We start from the raw sequence: 19587 nt of genomic DNA, 5'->3' as shown, positions 1-19587 counted from the left end.
TCCCCGTCAGGCAGCGGTGGCCGCCGCTCCGAAATGCACCTCGCCGGCGGAGACCGCGACGCGGTTGCCCTCAGGCAGCCGGACGACCAGCCGGCCGCCCTCGTCGATCGTCTCGAACGTTCCCGTCACGACGCGGCCGCCGGACTGGACGCTCACCGGACCGCCGAGGCCCGCGGCGGATGAGAGCCAGGCCTCGCGAATCCGCGAGAAACCCCGTCCCTCGTCCCACAGCCGCTCGGACTCGACCCAGGCGCCGGTGAGCAGGCGGAACAGACCCGGCGCATCGACGGCGTAGCCGGCCTGGGCCAGCGAGGTCGCCGCGTAGGGCAAGCCGTCCGGCGCGCCGGCCACGTTGATGCCGATGCCGACCGTGACGACCGCGCCGCGACTCGGCAGCGTCTCCATCTCAAGCAGGATGCCGACGAGCTTTGCGCCTGCGAGCAGCACGTCGTTCGGCCATTTGAGCCGGAAATCGGGCGCGCGTCCGTCGGGACCCGGCCCGCACGCGCGGCGCAAGGCCCGGTCAACCGCCACCCCGGCGACGAAGCCGAGCGTCGCGACCCGGTCCGGCGCCAAGCCCCCCGGCACCGGCCAGAGCAGGCTCGCCGCGTGATTGCCCTGGATCCAGCCCCAGCCCTTGCCGCGCCGGCCGCGCCCTCCGGTCTGCTCCCGGGTCACGATCCAGAGCGGACCCGGCGCACCCTCGCGGGCACGGTCCAGGGCCTGCGTGCTCGTCGAGCCGAGGCTGTCATGGACCTCGATACGGTATCCCGCGGCGATGGCCGCGGGGTCGAGCACGAAGGTCATTCGCCTAGAACAGCGACTTGGCGGCGGTACCCGCGAGGCCGACCAGCGGGGCCGGCACCAGCCAGAACAGCAGCACCACCACACTCGACAGGCCGAGCACGATCCGCAGGCCCGGGCCCATCGGCTCGTAGGCCTCCGCCGGCTCGTCGAAGTACATCACCTTGACGAGGCGCAGGTAATAGTAGGCACCGACCACGCTGGTCACGACGCCGATCACCGCCAGCGTCACGAGGTTCGCCTTGATGGCCGCGGCGAAGACGTAGAACTTGGCGAAGAACCCGGCGAGCGGCGGGATGCCGGCGAGCGAGAACATCATCATGGCGAGCAGGAAGGCGACCCAGGGGTGGGTGCGCGACAGGCCCGACAGGTCGTCGATGGTCTCGTACATCTTGCGGCCGCGGCGCAGCGACAGGATCACCGCGAAGGCGCCGAGCGTCATGGCGAGGTAGATCGCCATGTAGATCACGACGCCGCGCACCCCCTCCTGCGTGCCGGCGGCGAGCCCGATGAGCGCGTAGCCGACATTGGCGATGGAGGAATAGGCCATCAGGCGCTTGAGGCTGCGCTGGCCGATCGCCGCGAAGGAGCCGAGCGCCATCGAGGCGATCGCCACGAACACGATGATCTGCTGCCATTCCGGCGTGATTACCGGGAAGGCGCCGATGAAGACGCGCACGGCCATCGCCATCGCGGCCATCTTGGGAGCCGAGGCGAAGAAGGCGGTGACCGGGGTCGGGGCGCCCTCGTAGACGTCCGGCGTCCACATGTGGAACGGCACGGCGGCGAGCTTGAACGACACGCCGGCGGCGACGAACACCACGCCCAGCACCACGCCGAGGCCCGAGCCCTCGCGGAGCGCGGTGGCGATGTGCGGGAACGAGACGGTGCCGGTGAAGCCGTAGACCAGCGAGGCGCCGTAGAGCAGCATGCCGGAGGAGAGGGCGCCGAGCACGAAGTACTTCAGGCCGGCCTCGGTCGAGCGCAGGTCGTCGCGGTGGAACGAGGCGATGACGTAGGCCGCCAGGCTCTGCAGCTCCAGGCCCATATAGAGGCCGATCAGATCGTTGGCCGAGGCCATGATCATCATGCCGATCGTCGAGAGGACGATCAGGATCGGGTACTCGAACCGGGCGATGCGCTCGCGCTCGAAATGCTCCTTGGCGAGGAGGATCGCGGCGGCCGAGCCGATGAGGGTCAACGCCTTCATCACCCGGGCGAACCCGTCGACGATGAAGGAGCCGTTGAAGGTGGTGATCTTGGCGCCGAAAGGCTGGCTGACCACGGCGAACAGGGCGAGGATCAGCAGAATCAGGGCCCCGACGCTGACGCCCTCGGTGGAGCGCTCGCCCTTGAAGGCCCCGTAGAGGATCAGCACCAGGACGCCGACCGACAGGATCAGCTCCGGCAGGGCGGGCCCGAGGGCGGGCATGACGATCTGAGCGGCGTTCATCGCGAAAAACTCAGTGCGGGACCGGCAGGGCCGCGGCAGCGGTCTGGGTCGTGGAGAGGGCGGCGCGCAGGCCTTGCATCAGCGCGTCGGTCGAGGGCGCGAAGACGTCGAGGATCGGGCCGGGATGGACGCCGTAGTAGATCGTCAGCACCACGAGCGGCGCGAGGATCAGCATCTCGCGGCGGTCGAGGTCGGTGATCCCCTGCAGGCTCGGCTTCTCGAGCTTGCCGTAGACCACCCGGGCGAACAGCCACAGGGCGTAGGCCGCCGACAGGATAATGCCGAAGACCGAGAAGAACGACACCATCGGGTTGGCCCGGAAGGCGCCCATCATCGCCAGGAACTCGCCGACGAAGCCCGAGGTGCCCGGCAGGCCGACATTGGCCATGGTGAACACCATCATGGCGACGGCGTAGAGCGGCATGCGCTTCACGAGGCCGCCATAGGCCGAGATCTCGCGGGTGTGCATCCGGTCGTAGATCACGCCGACGCACAGGAACAGCGCGCCCGAGACGATGCCGTGGGAGATCATCAGGAACAGGGCGCCCTGGATGCCCTGCTCGTTGAGGGTGAACAGGCCGAGCGTCACGAAGCCCATGTGGGCCACGGAGGAGTAGGCAATTAGCTTCTTGATGTCGGTCTGCACCAGAGCGACCAGCGAGGTGTAGATGATCGCCACCACCGACAGCGTGTAGACCATCGGGGCGAAGTAGTGCGAGGCGTCCGGGAACATCGGCAGCGAGACCCGGATGAAGCCGTAGCCGCCCATCTTCAGCAGGATGCCCGCCAGGATGACCGAGCCGGCGGTCGGCGCCTCGACGTGGGCGTCGGGGAGCCAGGTATGGACCGGCCACATCGGCATCTTCACCGCGAAGGAGGCGAAGAAGGCGAGCCAGAGCCAGATCTGCATGTTCGCCGGGAAGCGGGTCTGCAGTAGGGTCGGGATGTCGGTCGTGCCGGCCTGCCAGTACATCGCCATGATGGCGAGCAGCATCAGCACCGAGCCGAGCAGGGTGTAGAGGAAGAACTTGAACGACGCGTAGATCCGGCGCTTGCCGCCCCAGATTCCGATGATCAGGAACATCGGGATCAGGCCGGCCTCGAAGAACAGGTAGAACAGCACCAGGTCGAGGGCGCAGAACACGCCGATCATCGTGGTCTCGAGGACCAGGAACGCGACGAAGTACTCCTTCACCCGGTGCTCGATCGAGAGCCAGGATGCGCCGATGCAGAACGGCATCAGGAACGTGGTGAGCAGCACCAGAGGCATCGAGAAGCCGTCGACGCCGAGCTTGAACCGGATCGTGTCCGTCAGCCAGGCGTGGGTCTCGACGAGCTGGAACTGCGCGGTCGAGGCGTCGTAGCGACCCCAGGCGACGAGCGACAGGAGGAAGGTGGCGAGCGTCGCGATGAGCGCCGCCCAGCGGGCGTTGCGCCGGACCGACTCCTCGTCGCCGCGCAAGCTCAGGATGAACGCAGCGCCGACGAGGGGCAGGATGAGGAGGCCGGAGAGGATCCCGAGGCCGAGCATGATTCTCTGTTCTCCGGTCAGGTCAGTGGGTGGCCGCGGAGACGCCGGTCATCAGGTACCAGCTCACCAGGGCGGCGACGCCGACCAGCATCACGAAGGCGTAGTGGTAGACGTAGCCGGTCTGGAAACGGACCACGCCGCGGGTGATGTCGACGACGCGGGCGGCGATGCCGTTCGGGCCCATCCCGTCGATGATGCGGCCGTCGCCGACCTTCCACAGGAACTCGCCGAAGCCCTTGGCCGGGCGCACGAAGAGCCGGTCGTAGATCTCGTCGAAGTACCACTTGTTGAGCAGGAAGCGGTACAGCAGCGGCTGGCTCTGGGCGAGCTGGTTCGGCAGCTCCGGCCGGCGGATATACATCCAGAAGGCGAGGAGGAACCCTAAGACCAGCATTACGAAGGGCGAGTTCTGCACCCAGCCCGGCGCGTTGTGGATGTCGTGCATGATGTGGTTGTCGGGGCCGTGCGCCAGCGCGCCCTTCCAGAACTCGTCCATGCCCTCGCCGATGAACCGGTTCTTGAACACCAGGCCGGCGAAGAGCGCGCCGAGCGCCAGGATCGCCAGCGGGATCGTCATCACCCGCGGGCTCTCGTGCGGGGTATGGGCATGGTGGTCGTCGTGGTGCTCGATCGCGGAGTGCGAGGCCGGCTCGATGTCGTGGCCCTTGTCGTCGTGGGCGACGCCCTCGTGGTGGCCGGGCGCGCCGTCGGCCTGGGCCGCGGGATGCGCCACCGCCGGATGGTGGGCGGCATGCGCGTCGGCGTGGTGGTCGTCATGCCCATGGGCATGCGCGTTCTGCCAGCGGGCCTGACCCTCGAAGGTCATGAAGAAGAGGCGCCAGGAATAGAACGAGGTGAAGAAGGCCGCGATGACGGTCGCAAGGAAGGCCAGCGTGTGGCCCGGCCGGGTCGACATGTATGCCGCCTCGATGATGGCGTCCTTCGAGTAGAAGCCGGCAGTGAACGGGAAGCCGATCAGCGCGAGCGTCCCGATCGCCATCATGGCGGTGGTGAAGGGGATGTAGCGCCGCAGTGCACCCATGTTCCGCATGTCCTGCTCGTGGTGCATCGCGTGGATGACTGAACCGGCGCCGAGGAACAGCAGCGCCTTGAAGAAGGCGTGGGTGAAGAGGTGGAACACACCCGCCGCGTAGGCGCCGACGCCGAGCGCGACGAACATGTAGCCAAGCTGCGAGCAGGTCGAGTAGGCGATGACGCGCTTGATGTCGTTCTGGACGAGGCCGACGGTGGCGGCGAAAAAGGCCGTGATGCCGCCGATCACCGTGACGACGATGAGGGCGTTGGGCGCCGCGTCGAAGAGCGGCGACAGGCGGGCGACCATGAACACGCCGGCGGTCACCATGGTGGCGGCGTGGATCAGCGCCGAGACCGGGGTCGGGCCCTCCATCGCGTCCGGCAGCCAGGTGTGCAGCAGGAACTGCGCCGACTTGCCCATCGCGCCCATGAACAGCAGCAGGCAGCAGATGGTCAGCGCGTTCCAGTCGTAGCCGAGCAGGTGGAACGTCGCGTCCTTCACCTCGGGCACCTTGGCGAAGACGCCGTCGTAGGTCACCGCACCGAACAGCACGAAGCAGAGGAAGATGCCGAGCGAGAAGCCGAAATCGCCGACGCGGTTGACGATGAATGCCTTCATCGCCGCGGCGTTGGCCGAGGGCTTCTCGTACCAGAAGCCGATCAGCAGGTAGGAGGCGAGGCCGACACCCTCCCAGCCGAAGAACATCTGGACGAGGTTGTCAGATGTCACCAGCATCAGCATGGCGAAGGTGAAGAGCGACAGGTACGCGAAGAACCGCGGCCGGTGCGGGTCCTCGTGCATGTAGCCCATCGAGTAGAGGTGCACGAGCGCCGAGACGCTGTTGACCACGACCAGCATCACCGCGGTGAGCGTGTCGGCCCGGAAGGCCCAGTCGACCGTCAGGCCGCCGGCGGTGAACCAGGTCGCGACGTGGTGCTTGGTGGCGCCGTGGCCGTGCCCGCCGGTTACCTCGAAGAAGGCGACCCAGGAGAGCAGCGCCACGAAGATGAGGATGCCGGTGGTCACCACCTCGCTGGCCCGCGGGCCGATGCGGCGCCCGAACAGACCGGCGATGAGGAAGCCGATCAGGGGCAGGAAGACGATCGCGTGGTACATGCTCGGGGTCCGGCCTCGCGTGACGGGTGCCGCTGCGGCGCTGGTTCTTCAGGGAAAGGGCGTGAGGGCTCGAGGGCCGCGTCAGCCCTTCATCATGTTGACGTCCTCGACGGCGATCGAACCGCGGTTGCGGAAGAACACCACCAGGATGGCGAGGCCGATCGCGGCCTCCGCGGCGGCGACGGTCAGCACGAACAGGGCGAAGACCTGGCCGACGATGTCGCCGAGATGGGTCGAGAACGCCACCAGGTTGATGTTCACGGCGAGCAGGATGAGCTCGACCGACATCAGGATGACGATGATGTTCTTGCGGTTGATGAAGATGCCGAGCACCCCGAGGGTGAACAGGATCGCGGCGACCGTCAGGTAATGGCTCAAACCGATCATCGTGCCTCTCGACCGCGGGCGGCCGCCTTCGTGTCGCGAGGCGTGATCCGCCCCGCCGCTCGTGTCATCAGCCTCGCGAGGCTGGTTCAGCCCCGCATGAACTCGTTTCGACCGATCGTCCGGTCAGACCTCGACACCCTGCCTGGTCGGGACTTGGCGCACCTCGACGGCGTCGGCCTGGGTGCGGGCGTTCTGGATCGCGATGTCCTGGCGCTTGACGCCCGGCCGGTCGCGCAGGGTCAACACGATCGCGCCGATCATCGCGACCAGCAGGATCAACCCGGCGACCTGGAAGAAGAAGAAGTAGTTGGTGTAGAGAACGAGACCCAGCGCCTGCGTGTTGGTGATCGTCTCGGTTCCGGGCGTCACCGCCAGCGGGCCGTGGACGAGGCCCGGATCGATCGTCCAGGATCCGACGACGAGGAGCAGCTCGATCAGGAAGATGGCGCCGATCAGGCCGCCGACCGGCAGGTAGTCCTGGAAGCCCTGGCGCAGCTCGGCGAAATCGACGTCGAGCATCATCACCACGAACAGGAACAGCACCGCGACGGCGCCGACATAGACCACGACCAGGATCATGGCCAGGAACTCCGCCCCCATCAGCACGAACAGCCCGGCGGCGTTCACGAAGGCGAGGATGAGGAAGAGCACCGAGGTGACGGGATTGCGCGAGGCGATCACCATGAAGCCCGAGGCAACGGTGATCGCGGCGAACAGATAGAAGAAGGCGGCGGCTGCGGTCATGCGCTGAATTCACGCCGCCTGGCGGCGGCCTCCTGCCCGACCCCCGGGAGCATTCCGGCGGCCCGTCTATAGAACCCGCTCCCGCGGCGCACAACCGGGGGAGCGGCGAATGTGGCATCGATGTGGGGAGGATCAGCGCCCTCCCCGCTCGCGGGTCACGGGAGGACGAACCGCCCTCCCCCGATCGATCTCAGCGGTAGGGTGCGTCGGCCGCGATGTTGCGGGCGATCTCGCGCTCCCAGCGGTCGCCGTTCGCGAGCAGCTTGGCCTTGTCGTAGAGGAGTTCCTCGCGGGTCTCCACCGAGAACTCGAAATTCGGCCCCTCGACGATGGCGTCCACCGGGCAGGCCTCCTGGCACATGCCGCAATAGATGCACTTCACCATGTCGATGTCGTAGCGGGTGGTGCGCCGCGTTCCGTCGTTGCGGCGCGGGCCGGCCTCGATGGTGATGGCCTGGGCCGGGCACACCGCCTCGCACAGCTTGCAGGCGATGCAGCGCTCTTCCCCGTTGGGGTAGCGCCGCAGGGCGTGCTCGCCGCGGAAGCGCGGGCCGCGATGGCCCATCTCGAAGGGGTAGTTGATCGTCGCCTTGGGCTTGAAGAAGTAGCGCATCGCCAGGGCGAACCCGGTGACGAACTCCTTCAACAGCAGGCCGCGGGCGACCTGGTCGAGCTTCATGGCTCGTTCTCCGACGGTTGGGGTCAGGAGACCGGCGCGAGGCCGGTCAGCTTCAGGACGAAGGCGACGACGAAGACCATGACGAGCGAGAGCGGAAGGAAGACCTTCCAGCCCAGCCGCATGAGCTGGTCGTAGCGGTAGCGCGGCACCATGGCCTTCACCATGGCGATCATGAAGAACAGGAAGCTGGCCTTGAGGGCGAACCAGATCAGGCCCGGCACCCAGGTGAAGGGCGCGAACGGGATCGGCGAGAGCCAGCCGCCGAGGAACAGGATCGTGCCGAGCGCGCACATCGTGACGATGGCGACGTACTCGCCGAGCATGAACAGTAGGTACGGGGTGGAGGAGTACTCCACCATGTAGCCGGCGACGAGCTCGGACTCGGCCTCGGGCAGGTCGAAGGGCGGGCGGTTCGTCTCGGCGAGCGCCGAGATGAAGAACACCACGAACATCGGGAACAGCCAGAGCCAGTACCAGCCGAGGATGCCGAGCGAGGTGTCCTGCGCCCGCACGATCTGCGACAGGTTGAGCGAGCCGGCGCACATTAGGACCGTGATGATCACGAAGCCGAGCGAGACCTCGTAGGACACCATCTGGGCCGCCGAGCGCAGCGCGCCGAGGAAGGCGTACTTGGAGTTCGAGGCCCAGCCGCCCATGATGACGCCGTAGACGCCGAGCGACGAGATCGCGAAGATGTAGGTCATGCCGACATTGATGTCGGCGATGGCCCAACCGTCGGCGAGCGGGATCACCGCCCAGGCGGCCAGCGCCAGGGTGGCGAAGATCAGCGGCGCCAGGAGAAACAGGCTCTTGTTGGCGCCCGCCGGGATCACCGGCTCCTTCAGCACGAACTTCAGCAGGTCGGCGAAGGATTGGAACAGGCCCCAGGGCCCGACCACGTTCGGGCCGCGGCGCAGCTGCACGGCCGCCCAGATCTTCCGGTCGGCGAGCAGCGCGTAGGCGATGAAAACGAGCAGTGCCACGAGCAGCACGACGCTCTTCAGCGCAACGAGGAGGACGGTGCCCAGCACCTCCCAGACGGTCATCGGTCGGCGCTCCTCATTCGGCCGCTTCGAGGGCTCGCCCGCGGGCGAGACCCGAGCACTCGGCGAGCACCCGCGAGGCGCGGGCGATCGGGTTGGTCAGATAGAAATCGGCGATCGCGGCCCGGAACGGCTCACGGCCGGGCTCGCCCGAGAGGCCGGCGAGCGTCGTCAGTGCGGCCGCACCATCGGCCGGCGCCACTTGGTCGATGCCGGCGAAGTGCGGGTGGGAGGCGTAGAGCGCCTTGCGCAGGGCGCCGAGCGAGTCGAACGGCAGGCGGTGGCCCAGCAGGTCCGACAGGGCGCGCAGGATCGCCCAGTCCTCGCGGGCGTCGCCCGGCGGGAAGGCGGCGCGGTTGGCGAGTTGCACCCTTCCCTCAAGGTTGACGTAGGTCGCCGACTTCTCGGTATAAGCGGCGCCCGGCAGGATCACGTCGGCGCGGTGGGCGCCCTTGTCGCCGTGGGTGCCCTGGTAGATCACGAAGGCGCCCGGACCGACCTCGACCTCGTCGGCGCCGAGGTTGAACAGCACGTCGAGCGCGCCGGCCTTGGTCATCTCGGCGAAGGTCAGCCCGCCCTCCCCCGGCACGAAGCCGAGATCGAGGGCGCCGACGCGGGCGGCCGCGTTCTGGAGCACGCCGAGGCCGTTCCAGCCCTCGGCCTTGGCACCGAGGCTCTGAACGAGCTTGGCGACTGCGGCGAGCAGGGCTGCGCCGTCCGGACGGGCGAGCGCTCCCTGGCCGACGATGACCAGCGGCCGCTCGGCGGCCTTGAAGGCTTCCGCGAAGCTGTGACGGGCCGCCGACACCTCGGCCAGCGTCTCGGGCCCGGCGCCCACATAGGTGTGGGGATAGGTGAGGTCGACATCCTCGCCGATCACGCCGATCTGGATCGGCGAGAGCCGCCAGCGCTTGCGGATGCGGGCGTTCAGCAGCGAGGCTTCGGTGCGCGGGTTGGCGCCGACGATCAGGATCGCATCCGCCTGCTCGATGCCAGCGATGCCGGGCCCGAAGGTGTAGGCGGCCCGGCCCCAGGCCGGATCGATCATCGCCCCGTCCTGGCGGCAATCGAGGTTCTGGACCTTGAGCGACGCCATCAGGGTCTTGAGGGCAAAAATCTCCTCGACGCCGGCGAGGTCACCGACGATCGCGCCGACGCGCTTCGGGTCGGCACCCTTCAGCTTCGCCGCGATGGCCCCGAAGGCCTCGGCCCAGGAGGCCGGGCGCAGGCGGCCGTTCTCGCGCAGGTACGGCCGGTCGAGGCGCTGCAGGCGCAGGCCGTCGACGATGTGGCGGGTCTTGTCGGAGATCCACTCCTCGTTGATCGCCTCGTTCACCCGCGGCTCGATCTGCATCACCTCGCGGCCGCGGGTGTCAACGCGGATCGCCGAGCCGACCGCGTCCATCACGTCGACAGACTCGGTCTTGTTCAGCTCCCAGGGGCGGACGTTGTAGGATTGCGGCTTGTGGACCAGCGCGCCGACCGGGCACAGGTCGGCGACGTTGCCTTGCAGCTCCGATTCCATCGCGCGCTCGAGGTAGGAGGTGATCTCCATGTCCTCGCCGCGGCCGATGGCACCAAGATCCGGCACGCCGGCCACTTCCGCCAGGAAGCGGACGCAGCGGGTGCAGTGGATGCAGCGGTTCATCGCGGTCCGCACCAGCGGGCCGATATACTTCTCCTCGACGGCGCGCTTGTTCTCGCCGTAGCGGGTCGAGTCGACGCCATAGGCCATCGCCTGATCTTGCAGGTCGCAATGGCCGCCCTGGTCGCAGATCGGGCAATCGAGCGGGTGGTTGATGAGGAGGAACTCCATCACCCCCTCGCGGGCCTTCTTGGTCAGGGCCGACTTCGTCGATACCGCCGGCGGCTCGCCGTTCGGGCCCGGACGGCAGTCGCGCACAGCCCAGGCGCAGGAGGCGACGGGCTTCGGCGCGCCCTTCAGCTCGACCAGGCACATGCGGCAATTGCCGGCGATCGACAGCCGCTCGTGGAAGCAGAAGCGCGGGATCTCGGCACCCGCGACCTCGCAGGCCTGAAGCAGGGTGTAGTCCGGCGGGACATCGACCTCGATGCCGTCGACGAGGATCTTGGTCATGCGGTCAACTCTCGGGCGAGGTCCGCGGGGCGCGCGTCTCCGCGCGCCGGGCCGGCGAACCGGGAAGGCAGGTCATGACGGGTGAGACGCGGCACCGCTTCACTCCGCCGCCATCGGCACCGGGGTCGGGTGCGGGTTGGCAGTGTAGCGGTCGATGCGCTTCTCGATCTCGGGGCGGAAGTGCCGGATCAGGCCCTGGATCGGCCAGGCCGCGGCGTCGCCCAGCGCGCAGATGGTGTGGCCCTCGATCTGCTTCGTCACGTCGAGCAGCATGTCGATCTCGCGCTTCTGCGCCCGGCCTTCCGCCATGCGCAGCATCACGCGCCACATCCAGCCGGTGCCCTCGCGGCACGGTGTGCACTGGCCGCAGGACTCGTGCTTGTAGAAGTAGGCGATGCGGGCGATCGTCGCGACCATGTCGGTCGACTTGTCGAACACCATCACGGCGGCGGTGCCGAGGCCCGACTTCAGGTTCTTCAGCGTGTCGAAGTCCATCGGCGCGTCGATGATCTCGGCCGCCGGTACCAGGGGCACCGACGAGCCGCCGGGGATCGAGCAGAGCAGGTTGTCCCAGCCGCCGCGCATGCCGCCGCAATGCCGGTCAATCAGCTCGCGGAAGGTGATGCCGAGCTCTTCCTCGACGTTGCACGGCTTGTTGACGTGGCCCGAGATGCAGAACAGCTTGGTGCCGGTGTTGCCCGGCCGGCCGAGGCCGGCGAACCATGCGCCGCCGCGGCGCAGGATCGTGCCCGCTACCGCGATCGACTCGACGTTGTTCACCGTAGTCGGGCAGCCGTAGAGGCCCATATTGGCCGGGAACGGCGGCTTGAGCCGCGGCATCCCCTTCTTGCCTTCCAGGCTCTCGATCAGCGCCGTCTCCTCGCCGCAGATATAGGCACCGGCGCCGTGGTGGACGTAGATGTCGAAGGGGTAGTCGTGGATGTTGCTCTGCCCGACCAGGCGGGCTTCGTAGGCCTCGTCCACCGCGCGCTGGAGGGCGTGCTTCTCGGCGACGTACTCGCCGCGGATGTAGATGTAGCAGGCATGCGCGCCCATGGCGAAGCACGCCAGCATGCAGCCCTCGATCAGGAGATGCGGGTCGTGCCGCATGATCTCCCGGTCCTTGCAGGTGCCGGGCTCCGACTCGTCGGCGTTGACCACTAGGTAGTGCGGCCGCCCGTCGGACTTCTTCGGCATGAAGGACCACTTCAGGCCGGTGGGGAAGCCGGCGCCGCCGCGGCCGCGCAGGCCCGATTTCTTCATCTCCTCAATGATCCAGTCCCGGCCCTGCTGGAGCAGGAACTTGGTGCCGTCCCACGCGCCGCGTTTTTTCGCGGCCTCGAGACCGGGGGAGTGGAGACCATAGAGGTTGGTGAAGATCCGATCCTGATCGGCGAGCATGGCGATCGTCCTACAGGCCTGCTGTGAAAGGGGACATCATAGTCGAATATTACTGCTTCGGCGCCGGGTCGGCCTTGGGGCCGGGTGGGCCCTTGTCGGCCGCCTTGTCCGCGTTGGTGATTCCGACGGGCTTGGCCTGCGATCCGTCGGTCTTGCCCGCGGCGTTCGCCGGCTCGGCGCCGGCCTCCGGCGTGGTGCCCTTGGCGCCGGCCACGGGGCGGCCTTCCTCGGGCTTAGAGGGCGTCTCGGTGTAGGAGCGGCCGCTCTGCGGCGTGCCGACAGATTCCGGCCCGGTGCGCGGTGCCGCGACGGTGGTCCGCTCGGGAGCCGACTGCCCCTTCCCGGCTTCCGGATCGACGGCCGGCTTGCCGTCGGCCGCACGCTGGGCCGGGGTGGCGGCCGCAGCGCTCTCGTTCGGCCGGCCGGCATCGGGGCGGGCGGCTTTCGGGTTCGTCGCCGCCGAGGCGTCCGTGCGGGCCTTCTCGCCGGTCGTGTCGGCGCCCTGCTCCTTCAGCCCCTGTTCCTCGAAGCGCTTGCGCCAGGCGCCGACGCGGGAGCCGTCGAACAGGGTCTCGTCCTTGAGGGTCGTGACGGCGTCCTTGGGCTCGGACGAGGTGCGGCCGATCTGCGAGCCGACCTTGACCGGGCGGCCCGCCGCGAGGTCGTCCATCAGCTTGCCGAGGAGCTCAGGCGTTAGGTCCTCGAAGTAGTCGTGGTTGATCTGCGCCATCGGGGCGTTGCAGCACGCACCCAGGCACTCGACCTCAAGCCAGGAGAAGTTGCCGTCCGGGCTGACATGGCCGGAGGGGCCGAGGCGCTCATGAAGGTACTGCTTCAGCTCGCGGGCGCCGCAGACGTCGCAAGGAGCCGTGCCGCAGACCTGGATCCAGTAGCGGCCGACCGGCTCGAGGGCGAACATGGTGTAGAAGGTCGCGACCTCCAGCACCCGGATATGCGGCATGCCGAGCTGGTCGGCCACCGCCTCGATCGCCTTCTGCGGCAGCCAGCCGCCATTCTGCTCCTGCGCCTTCCACAGGAGCGGGATCACGGCCGAGGCCTGACGCCCCTTCGGGTACTTGGCGATCTGCCCCTTGGCCCATTCGGCGTTCTCAGCCGTGAACGCGAAGCTCTCGGGCTGCTCGGAAACCGGGGCAAGTCTGCGGTTGGCCATGTCTCAAACGTCCATGTTCATACGTCTCCGGCGGGGGCGGGCGGGGGCGCGAGTCCCCTACCGGTCGACCTCGCCGAACACGATGTCGAGCGTGCCGAGGATGCACGACACGTCCGCCAGCATGTGGCCGCGGCACATCCAGTCCATTGCCTGGAGGTGGGCGAAGCCCGGAGCGCGGATCTTGCAGCGGTACGGCTTGTTGGTGCCGTCGGCGACGAGGTAGACGCCGAACTCGCCCTTGGGCGCCTCGACCGCGGCGTAGACCTCGCCGGCCGGCACGTGAAAACCCTCGGTGTAGAGCTTGAAGTGGTGGATGAGCGCTTCCATCGAGCGCTTCATCTCGCGCCGCGGCGGCGGCGCCACCTTGCCGTCCTGCGTCGCGATCGGCCCCTGGCCGGCCGGCTCGCGCAGCTTGGCGATGCACTGCTTCATGATGCGCACCGACTGGCGCATCTCCTCCATGCGGATGACCTGGCGATCGTAGGTGTCGCCGTTCTTCCCCACGGGGATGTCGAAGTCCATCTCGTCGTAGGCCTCGTAGGGCTGCGACTTGCGCAGGTCCCACGGGATGCCGGAGCCGCGCACCATCACGCCCGAGAAGCCCCAGGCGAGCGCCTCCTCGACGGTGACGATGCCGATATCGACGTTGCGCTGCTTGAAGATGCGGTTGGCCATGACGAGGTTGTCGAGGTCGTCGACTACCTGCGGGAAGGTCTCGCAGAATGCCTCGATGTCGTCGATCAGGCTCGGCGGCAGGTCCTGGTGGACGCCGCCCGGCCGGAAGTAGTTGGCGTGGAGGCGCGCACCGGAGGCGCGCTCGTAGAAGATCATCAGCTTCTCGCGCTCCTCGAAGCCCCAGAGCGGGGGCGTGAGGGCGCCGACGTCCATCGCCTGCGTGGTGACGTTGAGAAGGTGCGACAAGAGCCGGCCGATCTCGCAATAGAGCGTGCGGATCAGCTTGGCGCGGCGCGGCACCTCGATGCCGAGCAGGCGCTCGATGCCGAGGCAGAAGGCGTGCTCCTGGTTCATCGGCGCGACGTAGTCGAGCCGGTCGAAATAGGGCGTCGCCTGGAGGTAAGTCTTGACCTCGATCAGCTTCTCGGTGCCCCGATGGAGCAAGCCGATATGCGGGTCGACACGCTCGACCACCTCGCCGTCGAGCTCCAGCACGAGGCGCAGCACGCCGTGCGCCGCCGGGTGCTGCGGGCCGAAATTGATCGAGAAGTTGCGGATGCTGTGCTCGCCCATGTCGGCTCAGCCTTTCGCCGGTGCCTTGTCGGCCTTCTCGTCGCCCGGGAGCACGTAGTCGGTGCCCTCCCAGGGGGACAGGAAGTCGAAGTTGCGGAATTCCTGCGTCAGTCGCACGGGCTCGTAGACCACCCGGGCCTCGTCCTGGTCGTAGCGGACCTCGACGAAGCCGGTGAGCGGGAAGTCCTTGCGGAGGGGATGGCCCTCGAAGCCGTAATCGGTGAGCAGACGGCGCAGGTCCGGATGGCCCGAGAACAGGATGCCGTAGAGGTCGTAGGTCTCGCGCTCGAACCAGTTCGCCGCCGGGAAGACGGGAATTGCGGACGGGACCGGAGTGCGCTCGTCGGTCTGCACCTTCACGCGGATGCGCCGGTTATGGCGCATCGAGAGCAGGTGGTAGACGACGTCGAAGCGCTTCGCCCTGGCCGGGTAGTCGGCGCCGCAGATGTCGATGAAGGTCGAGAAGGCGCAGGCCGGATCGTCGCGCAGGTGGGTCAGCACCCGCAGGATCTCGGAGCCCTCGACGACGAGCGTCAGCTCGCCGAAGGCAATCGCCCGGTCGGTGATCGCGGCGCCGAGCGTCTCGGCGAGAGTATCGGAGAGGCGCGCGAGGGCGTCTTCGCCCTGCTCGCTCTGGGTGTGGGCGCGGATGGTGATGCCGTTGCTCATGGCCAGCCTCAGCGCTCGATCGTGCCGGTGCGGCGGATCTTCTTCTGTAGCAGCAGCACGCCGTAGAGCAGGGCCTCGGCGGTCGGCGGGCAGCCCGGGACGTAGATGTCGACCGGCACCACCCGGTCGCAGCCGCGCACCACCGAGTAGGAGTAGTGGTAGTAGCCGCCGCCGTTGGCGCAGGAGCCCATCGAGATGACGTAGCGCGGCTCCGGCATCTGGTCGTAGACCTTGCGGAGCGCGGGCGCCATCTTGTTGGTCAGCGTGCCGGCGACGATCATCACGTCGGACTGGCGCGGCGAGCCGCGCGGCGCGAAGCCGAAGCGCTCGCAATCGTAGCGCGGCATCGACATCTGCATCATCTCGACGGCGCAGCAGGCCAACCCGAAGGTCATCCACATCAGCGAGCCGGTGCGGGCCCAGGTGATGAGGTCGTCGGCGGTGGTGAGCAGGAAGCCGCGATCGGCGAGCTCGTCGCTGATCGTCAGGAAGGTCGGGTCGTTGGCGCCGATCGGCTTGCCGGTCGCCGGGTCGAGGATACCCTTCGGCTGCGGCGCGATCGCGGGGGCGCGGACGGTGGTGAGGGCCATGGTGGGGTCCGGTTCCTACGTCTCGGGGGCGGCTCTACGCGTCAGTCTGCTAGTCCCACTCGAGGGCGCCCTTGCGCCACTCGTAGACGAAGCCGACGGTGAGCACGCCGAGGAAGAGCATCATCGACCAGAAGCCGAACCAGCCGAGATCCCCGAACGTGATCGCCCAAGGGAACAGGAAGGCCACTTCGAGGTCGAAGATGATGAACAGGATGGCGACGAGGTAGAACCGCACGTCGAACTTCATGCGCGCGTCGTCGAAGGCGTTGAACCCGCACTCGTAGGCCGAGAGCTTCTCCGGGTCCGGGCTGTTATATGCCACCAGGAACGGGGCCACGAGGAGCGCCGCCGCGATGAAGAGAGAGACGCCGATGAAGATCACCAGCGGCAGGTAATCCGACAGGAGGCCGTTCATCGAGCATCCTCAAGGGTTGGCGCGAGGCCTTGGGTGAGCGCGTGCCCGGGTGGAACCCGGCCGCCGGGGCCGTTCTCGGAACGGTTCCAAAGCCCGGAAGGTGCGCGAGGCTTAAACGAGCGGGTATTGCGAAACAAGGGGCGTTCGCACCGCACAAACCGCGAACGTCTGCACGCAAGATAGGGGCCCATGCCCTGCGCACAACGCCCGGAAGAGTCCGATGGGCGGGGAGGATCGTCGCAGGGCCCTGCCCTTCCGGGGTGTTTTGTGCGTTTCGGCCCGATTCCGCGTTGCGGCAGCGCTTGTCAGCCGTCGGACAGGATCAGCGCCCAGAACCGCTTGTAGCGGCTGCCGGGGGCGTCCACCCGGGCGATGCCGACGCGCCGGACCTGCGGCATCAGCATGTTGCGATTGTGCTCCGGCGAGACCTGCCAGCGCTTCAGCACGTCGTCGAAGGTGGCGGAGCCCGCGCTCAGGTTCTCGGCGGCGTAGCGGCCGCCGAACCCGGCGCGCTTGAGCCGTGCGTCGAAGGTGCCGCCGACCTCGTGCGAGAGCTGGCCGGCCCGGGCATTGGCCTCGGCCTGGTAGGAGGCGGCACGGATCAGCGAGGAATCGATTACCACCGGCCCGAGGCCGTGGCTCGCCCGGTAGCGCGAGATCGCCGCCGCCGCCGCGGCCTCGTCGAGGATCACCGGCGTGGTCGGCAGGTCGGGCGCGGGAAGGATCGCCGAGCCGCTGCAGCCGGCGAGCGCCAGCGCCGAACCGATGAGTGCGAGTGTGACGAGGCCGCGCCGCGTCGCCCCCGCGTGGGGGGAAGCGGGAACCGTCGAGCGGAACGGATGCGACATCGTCTTTCGAAGCCCTGGACACGCGGCGGCGTGCGAGGGCGCCACCTGTCGGGCGATTGTGGAGATTTTCGGGGCGGCGCACGTCCGCTAAGGCGATCGGGACTCAGGCCGCCCGCAGGGTGGCGAGGAAGCGGTTCACCTCGGCACCGAGGCTGGCCGATTGCCGCGCGACGGTGTCGGCGGCGGTGAGCACCTGCCGGCTGGCCTCGCCGGTGGCCTCGGCATCGAGGGCGAGCCCCTCGACGGAGCCGCTCACCAGGGCGGTGCCGGAGGCGGCCTGCGCCACGCCCGACACGATCGCCTGCGTGGCGCCAACCTGCGCCTCGACCGCCGTGGCGACCCGGGCCGAGACGCCGCTGATGGCGCGGGCCTGGGCTGCGACCTCGCCCATCGCGCTCGCCGCCTGTCGGGTCGTGTCCTGGATCGCCGCGACCTGGGCGGCGATCTTCTGCGTTGCTCGGTCGGTCTGGCCGGCGAGCTGCTTGACCTCCGCCGCGACCACCGCGAAGCCGCGGCCCGCCTCCCCGGCCCGGGCCGCCTCGATCGTGGCGTTGAGCGCCAGCAGGTTCGTCTGCGCGGCGACGCCGGCGATCACCGAGACCACGTCGCCGATGCGGGCGGCGGCCTCGCTGAGGCTCTGCATGACGGCCGCCGTACGGTCGGTCCCGGTCACCGCGTCCCGCGCCATCGCGGCCGCCTCGCGCACGTCCGCGCCGACCGCCGCGACCGAGCGCCCGAGCCCGTCGGCGGCCTCCGCCAACCCGCCGGCCTCGCGGGACGCGTCCGCCGCCGAACTGGCCGCCGTGCCGGCCCGTCCGGCGGCCTCGGCGGCGGTGCCGGACATCGCCCGCGCCGTCGCGTCGAGGTCCCGGGCGGCGGCGTCGACCTGTGCCAGCACCTCCGCCACCTTGCTCTCGAAGATCCGCACCTCCTGGCTGACTTGCGCGGCGCGGCGGGCCTGCGCTTCGCTGGCATCGCGCTCCGCCGCCAGCGTCTCGCGCTCCATCAGCACCAGCCGGAAGCCGTCGATGGCGCGGGCGATGCCGCCGATCTCGTCGCGCCGCCCGGTGCCCGGCACCGCGAGGCCGTAGCGGCCTTGCGCGAGCGCCGCGGTGGCCCCGGTCAGGCCTTCGAGGCCGCCGACGATGGAGCGCCAGCCGAGCACGCCGAATACGCCGACACCGACCAGAGCCGCGCCCGCGATGGCGCACAGCCATAAAGCTTGCTGCCAGAACGCGGCGTCGATGTCGTCGATGTAGACGCCGGTGAAGACCGAGACCTTCCAGGGAGCGAAGCCCTGGATGTAGCTCAGCTTCGGAACGTGGGCGGTGCCGCCTGGGCGCTGGAAGGCGTAACGGAGGGTGCCGGGCGTGCCTGACCGGGCGATGTCGGTGATCGCCTTGACGAGAAGCATGCCGCTCGCGTCCTTCAGGCCGCTCATGTCCTTGCCGACCCATTCGGGCTTGGGCGGGATCACCAGGGCGGTACCCGAGAAGTCGTAGACCGCGATGTAGTTGTCACCCTCGTAGCGCATGTCGTTGGCGCGGGCGCGGAACGCCGCCAGGGCGGCGTCGCGGCTCATCGTGCCGGCGGCGACCTGCGCCTCCAGGCTCGTGGCGGCGGCGAGCGCCAGGTCGGACAGCGCGCGCATCTTGGCGACCCGCTCGGCGAGCAGGCTGTCATGGTTGGCCCGGAGGGCGTAGGCCACCACGGCGGAGAAGCCGATCACCGCCGCCGCCATCATCACGGCGAACTTCCGGCTCACGCTCATGTTCGACCAAGATACCCCAGACCAAGTCATCACCGATCCCCGCCTCGTTCGATGAGACGTTAGGCCAGAGATGCTTGATGCTGCCTTAGCGTCAGGCTCTTACGCCGACACTTTCGCCTAGTAGATCGAAGAAGGCTGCGGTGAGTGGCGCGGGCGACGGGGCTCGAACCCGCGACCTCCGGCGTGACAGGCCGGCACTCTAACCAACTGAGCTACGCCCGCGCGGCGCGCTCGCATGAACCCTGCAGCTTTGGGCTGCCCTCCTCCGGAGAGGAAGTGGCGCGGACGACGGGGCTCGAACCCGCGACCTCCGGCGTGACAGGCCGGCACTCTAACCGACTGAGCTACGTCCGCACAGGGCGCTATGCACTACAGAAACGCCTTTCCGATGAAGGAAGTGGCGCGGACGACGGGGCTCGAACCCGCGACCTCCGGCGTGACAGGCCGGCACTCTAACCGACTGAGCTACGTCCGCCCGGCGTCTCGCAGTGCTGCGATGGCCGCGGTGTATGGGGAGCCCCCTACCCTGTCAAGCCGCCGGCTCAAGAAAGTCGGGAGGGGGTGGGCGGGGGTGGAGGCCGGG

17 protein-coding genes and 3 tRNA genes are annotated in these 19587 nt (G+C 68.6%); all 20 read right to left on the bottom strand.

The window, feature by feature from the left end:
- Positions 1–6: 6 nt before the first annotated feature.
- The 20 genes from ABZT49_RS22240 to ABZT49_RS22145 all read right to left on the bottom strand — a co-directional run bounded on the left by ABZT49_RS22240 (position 7) and on the right by ABZT49_RS22145 (position 19479).
- The gene (locus ABZT49_RS22240) at positions 7–807 is read right to left on the bottom strand and encodes a biotin--[acetyl-CoA-carboxylase] ligase (RefSeq protein ID WP_355289031.1); all 801 of its coding nucleotides are present in this window, start codon (positions 805–807) and stop codon (positions 7–9) included.
- 4 nt (positions 808–811) lie between these two features.
- Positions 812–2257: an NADH-quinone oxidoreductase subunit NuoN gene (gene nuoN, locus ABZT49_RS22235; RefSeq protein WP_355289029.1), complete on the bottom strand. Its 1446-nt coding sequence runs from the start codon at positions 2255–2257 to the stop codon at positions 812–814.
- A 10-nt stretch (positions 2258–2267) separates the two neighbouring features.
- The gene (locus ABZT49_RS22230) at positions 2268–3788 is read right to left on the bottom strand and encodes an NADH-quinone oxidoreductase subunit M (RefSeq protein WP_093570655.1); all 1521 of its coding nucleotides are present in this window, start codon (positions 3786–3788) and stop codon (positions 2268–2270) included.
- Positions 3789–3810: 22 nt separating this feature from the next.
- A complete protein-coding gene (gene nuoL / locus ABZT49_RS22225; protein ID WP_355289027.1) occupies positions 3811–5940 on the bottom strand; it encodes an NADH-quinone oxidoreductase subunit L in 2130 nt (709 codons plus the stop codon).
- Between the two features lie 81 nt (positions 5941–6021).
- Positions 6022–6327, bottom strand: a complete 306-nt coding sequence (gene nuoK, locus ABZT49_RS22220; protein ID WP_048425446.1) for an NADH-quinone oxidoreductase subunit NuoK — start codon at positions 6325–6327, stop codon at positions 6022–6024.
- 123 nt (positions 6328–6450) lie between these two features.
- A complete protein-coding gene (locus ABZT49_RS22215) occupies positions 6451–7071 on the bottom strand; it encodes an NADH-quinone oxidoreductase subunit J (protein WP_355289025.1) in 621 nt (206 codons plus the stop codon).
- A gap of 190 nt (positions 7072–7261) precedes the next feature.
- On the bottom strand, positions 7262–7750 hold the full coding sequence (nuoI, locus tag ABZT49_RS22210) for an NADH-quinone oxidoreductase subunit NuoI (protein ID WP_048447551.1): 489 nt from the start codon (positions 7748–7750) through the stop codon (positions 7262–7264).
- A gap of 23 nt (positions 7751–7773) precedes the next feature.
- Complete coding sequence (gene nuoH / locus ABZT49_RS22205) at positions 7774–8796, bottom strand: NADH-quinone oxidoreductase subunit NuoH (RefSeq protein ID WP_109959551.1); 1023 nt, start codon at positions 8794–8796, stop codon at positions 7774–7776.
- Positions 8797–8809: 13 nt separating this feature from the next.
- Positions 8810–10891 carry an NADH-quinone oxidoreductase subunit NuoG gene (gene nuoG / locus ABZT49_RS22200; RefSeq protein WP_355289022.1) on the bottom strand — a complete coding sequence of 694 codons (2082 nt, stop codon included), beginning with the start codon at positions 10889–10891 and terminating at the stop codon, positions 8810–8812.
- 99 nt (positions 10892–10990) lie between these two features.
- Entirely contained in the window at positions 10991–12292 is a 1302-nt protein-coding gene (nuoF, locus tag ABZT49_RS22195; RefSeq protein ID WP_355289020.1) for an NADH-quinone oxidoreductase subunit NuoF, read from the bottom strand.
- A 49-nt stretch (positions 12293–12341) separates the two neighbouring features.
- Positions 12342–13463 (bottom strand): NADH-quinone oxidoreductase subunit NuoE, encoded by a 1122-nt coding sequence (gene nuoE / locus ABZT49_RS22190; RefSeq protein WP_355289018.1) that lies wholly within the window; start codon positions 13461–13463, stop codon positions 12342–12344.
- 57 nt (positions 13464–13520) lie between these two features.
- Positions 13521–14711, bottom strand: a complete 1191-nt coding sequence (locus ABZT49_RS22185; protein WP_355289016.1) for an NADH-quinone oxidoreductase subunit D — start codon at positions 14709–14711, stop codon at positions 13521–13523.
- A gap of 6 nt (positions 14712–14717) precedes the next feature.
- The gene (locus ABZT49_RS22180) at positions 14718–15380 is read right to left on the bottom strand and encodes an NADH-quinone oxidoreductase subunit C (RefSeq protein WP_355289015.1); all 663 of its coding nucleotides are present in this window, start codon (positions 15378–15380) and stop codon (positions 14718–14720) included.
- A gap of 8 nt (positions 15381–15388) precedes the next feature.
- A complete protein-coding gene (locus ABZT49_RS22175) occupies positions 15389–15970 on the bottom strand; it encodes an NADH-quinone oxidoreductase subunit B family protein (RefSeq protein ID WP_355289013.1) in 582 nt (193 codons plus the stop codon).
- A 49-nt stretch (positions 15971–16019) separates the two neighbouring features.
- Entirely contained in the window at positions 16020–16385 is a 366-nt protein-coding gene (locus ABZT49_RS22170) for an NADH-quinone oxidoreductase subunit A (protein WP_048453080.1), read from the bottom strand.
- Between the two features lie 305 nt (positions 16386–16690).
- Positions 16691–17233 (bottom strand): CAP domain-containing protein, encoded by a 543-nt coding sequence (locus tag ABZT49_RS22165; RefSeq protein WP_355289011.1) that lies wholly within the window; start codon positions 17231–17233, stop codon positions 16691–16693.
- 103 nt (positions 17234–17336) lie between these two features.
- Complete coding sequence (locus ABZT49_RS22160) at positions 17337–19004, bottom strand: cache domain-containing protein (protein ID WP_355289009.1); 1668 nt, start codon at positions 19002–19004, stop codon at positions 17337–17339.
- A gap of 145 nt (positions 19005–19149) precedes the next feature.
- Positions 19150–19226 (bottom strand) — tRNA-Asp (locus ABZT49_RS22155).
- 55 nt (positions 19227–19281) lie between these two features.
- A tRNA-Asp gene (locus ABZT49_RS22150) sits at positions 19282–19358 on the bottom strand.
- 44 nt (positions 19359–19402) lie between these two features.
- Positions 19403–19479 (bottom strand) — tRNA-Asp (locus ABZT49_RS22145).
- Positions 19480–19587: the final 108 nt, after the last annotated feature.

This window comes from Methylobacterium sp. EM32, assembly GCF_040593685.1.
Classification (GTDB): Bacteria; Pseudomonadota; Alphaproteobacteria; order Rhizobiales; family Beijerinckiaceae; genus Methylobacterium.
This window is presented reverse-complemented; position numbering and strand designations above follow the sequence as displayed.

Excerpts from the sequence above, each read along its gene's own strand:
- ABZT49_RS22170 (WP_048453080.1), bottom strand. The coding sequence starts at position 16,385 with ATGAACGGCCTCCTGTCGGATTACCTGCCGCTGGTGATCTTCATCGGC.
- ABZT49_RS22165 (WP_355289011.1), bottom strand. The coding sequence starts at position 17,233 with ATGTCGCATCCGTTCCGCTCGACGGTTCCCGCTTCCCCCCACGCGGGG.
- ABZT49_RS22230 (WP_093570655.1), bottom strand. The coding sequence starts at position 3,788 with ATGCTCGGCCTCGGGATCCTCTCCGGCCTCCTCATCCTGCCCCTCGTC.
- ABZT49_RS22180 (WP_355289015.1), bottom strand. The coding sequence starts at position 15,380 with ATGAGCAACGGCATCACCATCCGCGCCCACACCCAGAGCGAGCAGGGC.
- nuoK (WP_048425446.1), bottom strand. The coding sequence starts at position 6,327 with ATGATCGGTTTGAGCCATTACCTGACGGTCGCCGCGATCCTGTTCACC.
- nuoH (WP_109959551.1), bottom strand. The coding sequence starts at position 8,796 with ATGACCGTCTGGGAGGTGCTGGGCACCGTCCTCCTCGTTGCGCTGAAG.
- ABZT49_RS22215 (WP_355289025.1), bottom strand. The coding sequence starts at position 7,071 with ATGACCGCAGCCGCCGCCTTCTTCTATCTGTTCGCCGCGATCACCGTT.
- ABZT49_RS22240 (WP_355289031.1), bottom strand. The coding sequence starts at position 807 with ATGACCTTCGTGCTCGACCCCGCGGCCATCGCCGCGGGATACCGTATC.
- nuoL (WP_355289027.1), bottom strand. The coding sequence starts at position 5,940 with ATGTACCACGCGATCGTCTTCCTGCCCCTGATCGGCTTCCTCATCGCC.
- ABZT49_RS22175 (WP_355289013.1), bottom strand. The coding sequence starts at position 15,970 with ATGGCCCTCACCACCGTCCGCGCCCCCGCGATCGCGCCGCAGCCGAAG.
- nuoG (WP_355289022.1), bottom strand. The coding sequence starts at position 10,891 with ATGACCAAGATCCTCGTCGACGGCATCGAGGTCGATGTCCCGCCGGAC.
- nuoF (WP_355289020.1), bottom strand. The coding sequence starts at position 12,292 with ATGCTCGCCGATCAGGATCGGATCTTCACCAACCTCTATGGTCTCCAC.
- ABZT49_RS22185 (WP_355289016.1), bottom strand. The coding sequence starts at position 14,711 with ATGGGCGAGCACAGCATCCGCAACTTCTCGATCAATTTCGGCCCGCAG.
- nuoN (WP_355289029.1), bottom strand. The coding sequence starts at position 2,257 with ATGAACGCCGCTCAGATCGTCATGCCCGCCCTCGGGCCCGCCCTGCCG.
- nuoE (WP_355289018.1), bottom strand. The coding sequence starts at position 13,463 with ATGGCCAACCGCAGACTTGCCCCGGTTTCCGAGCAGCCCGAGAGCTTC.
- ABZT49_RS22160 (WP_355289009.1), bottom strand. The coding sequence starts at position 19,004 with ATGAGCGTGAGCCGGAAGTTCGCCGTGATGATGGCGGCGGCGGTGATC.
- nuoI (WP_048447551.1), bottom strand. The coding sequence starts at position 7,750 with ATGAAGCTCGACCAGGTCGCCCGCGGCCTGCTGTTGAAGGAGTTCGTC.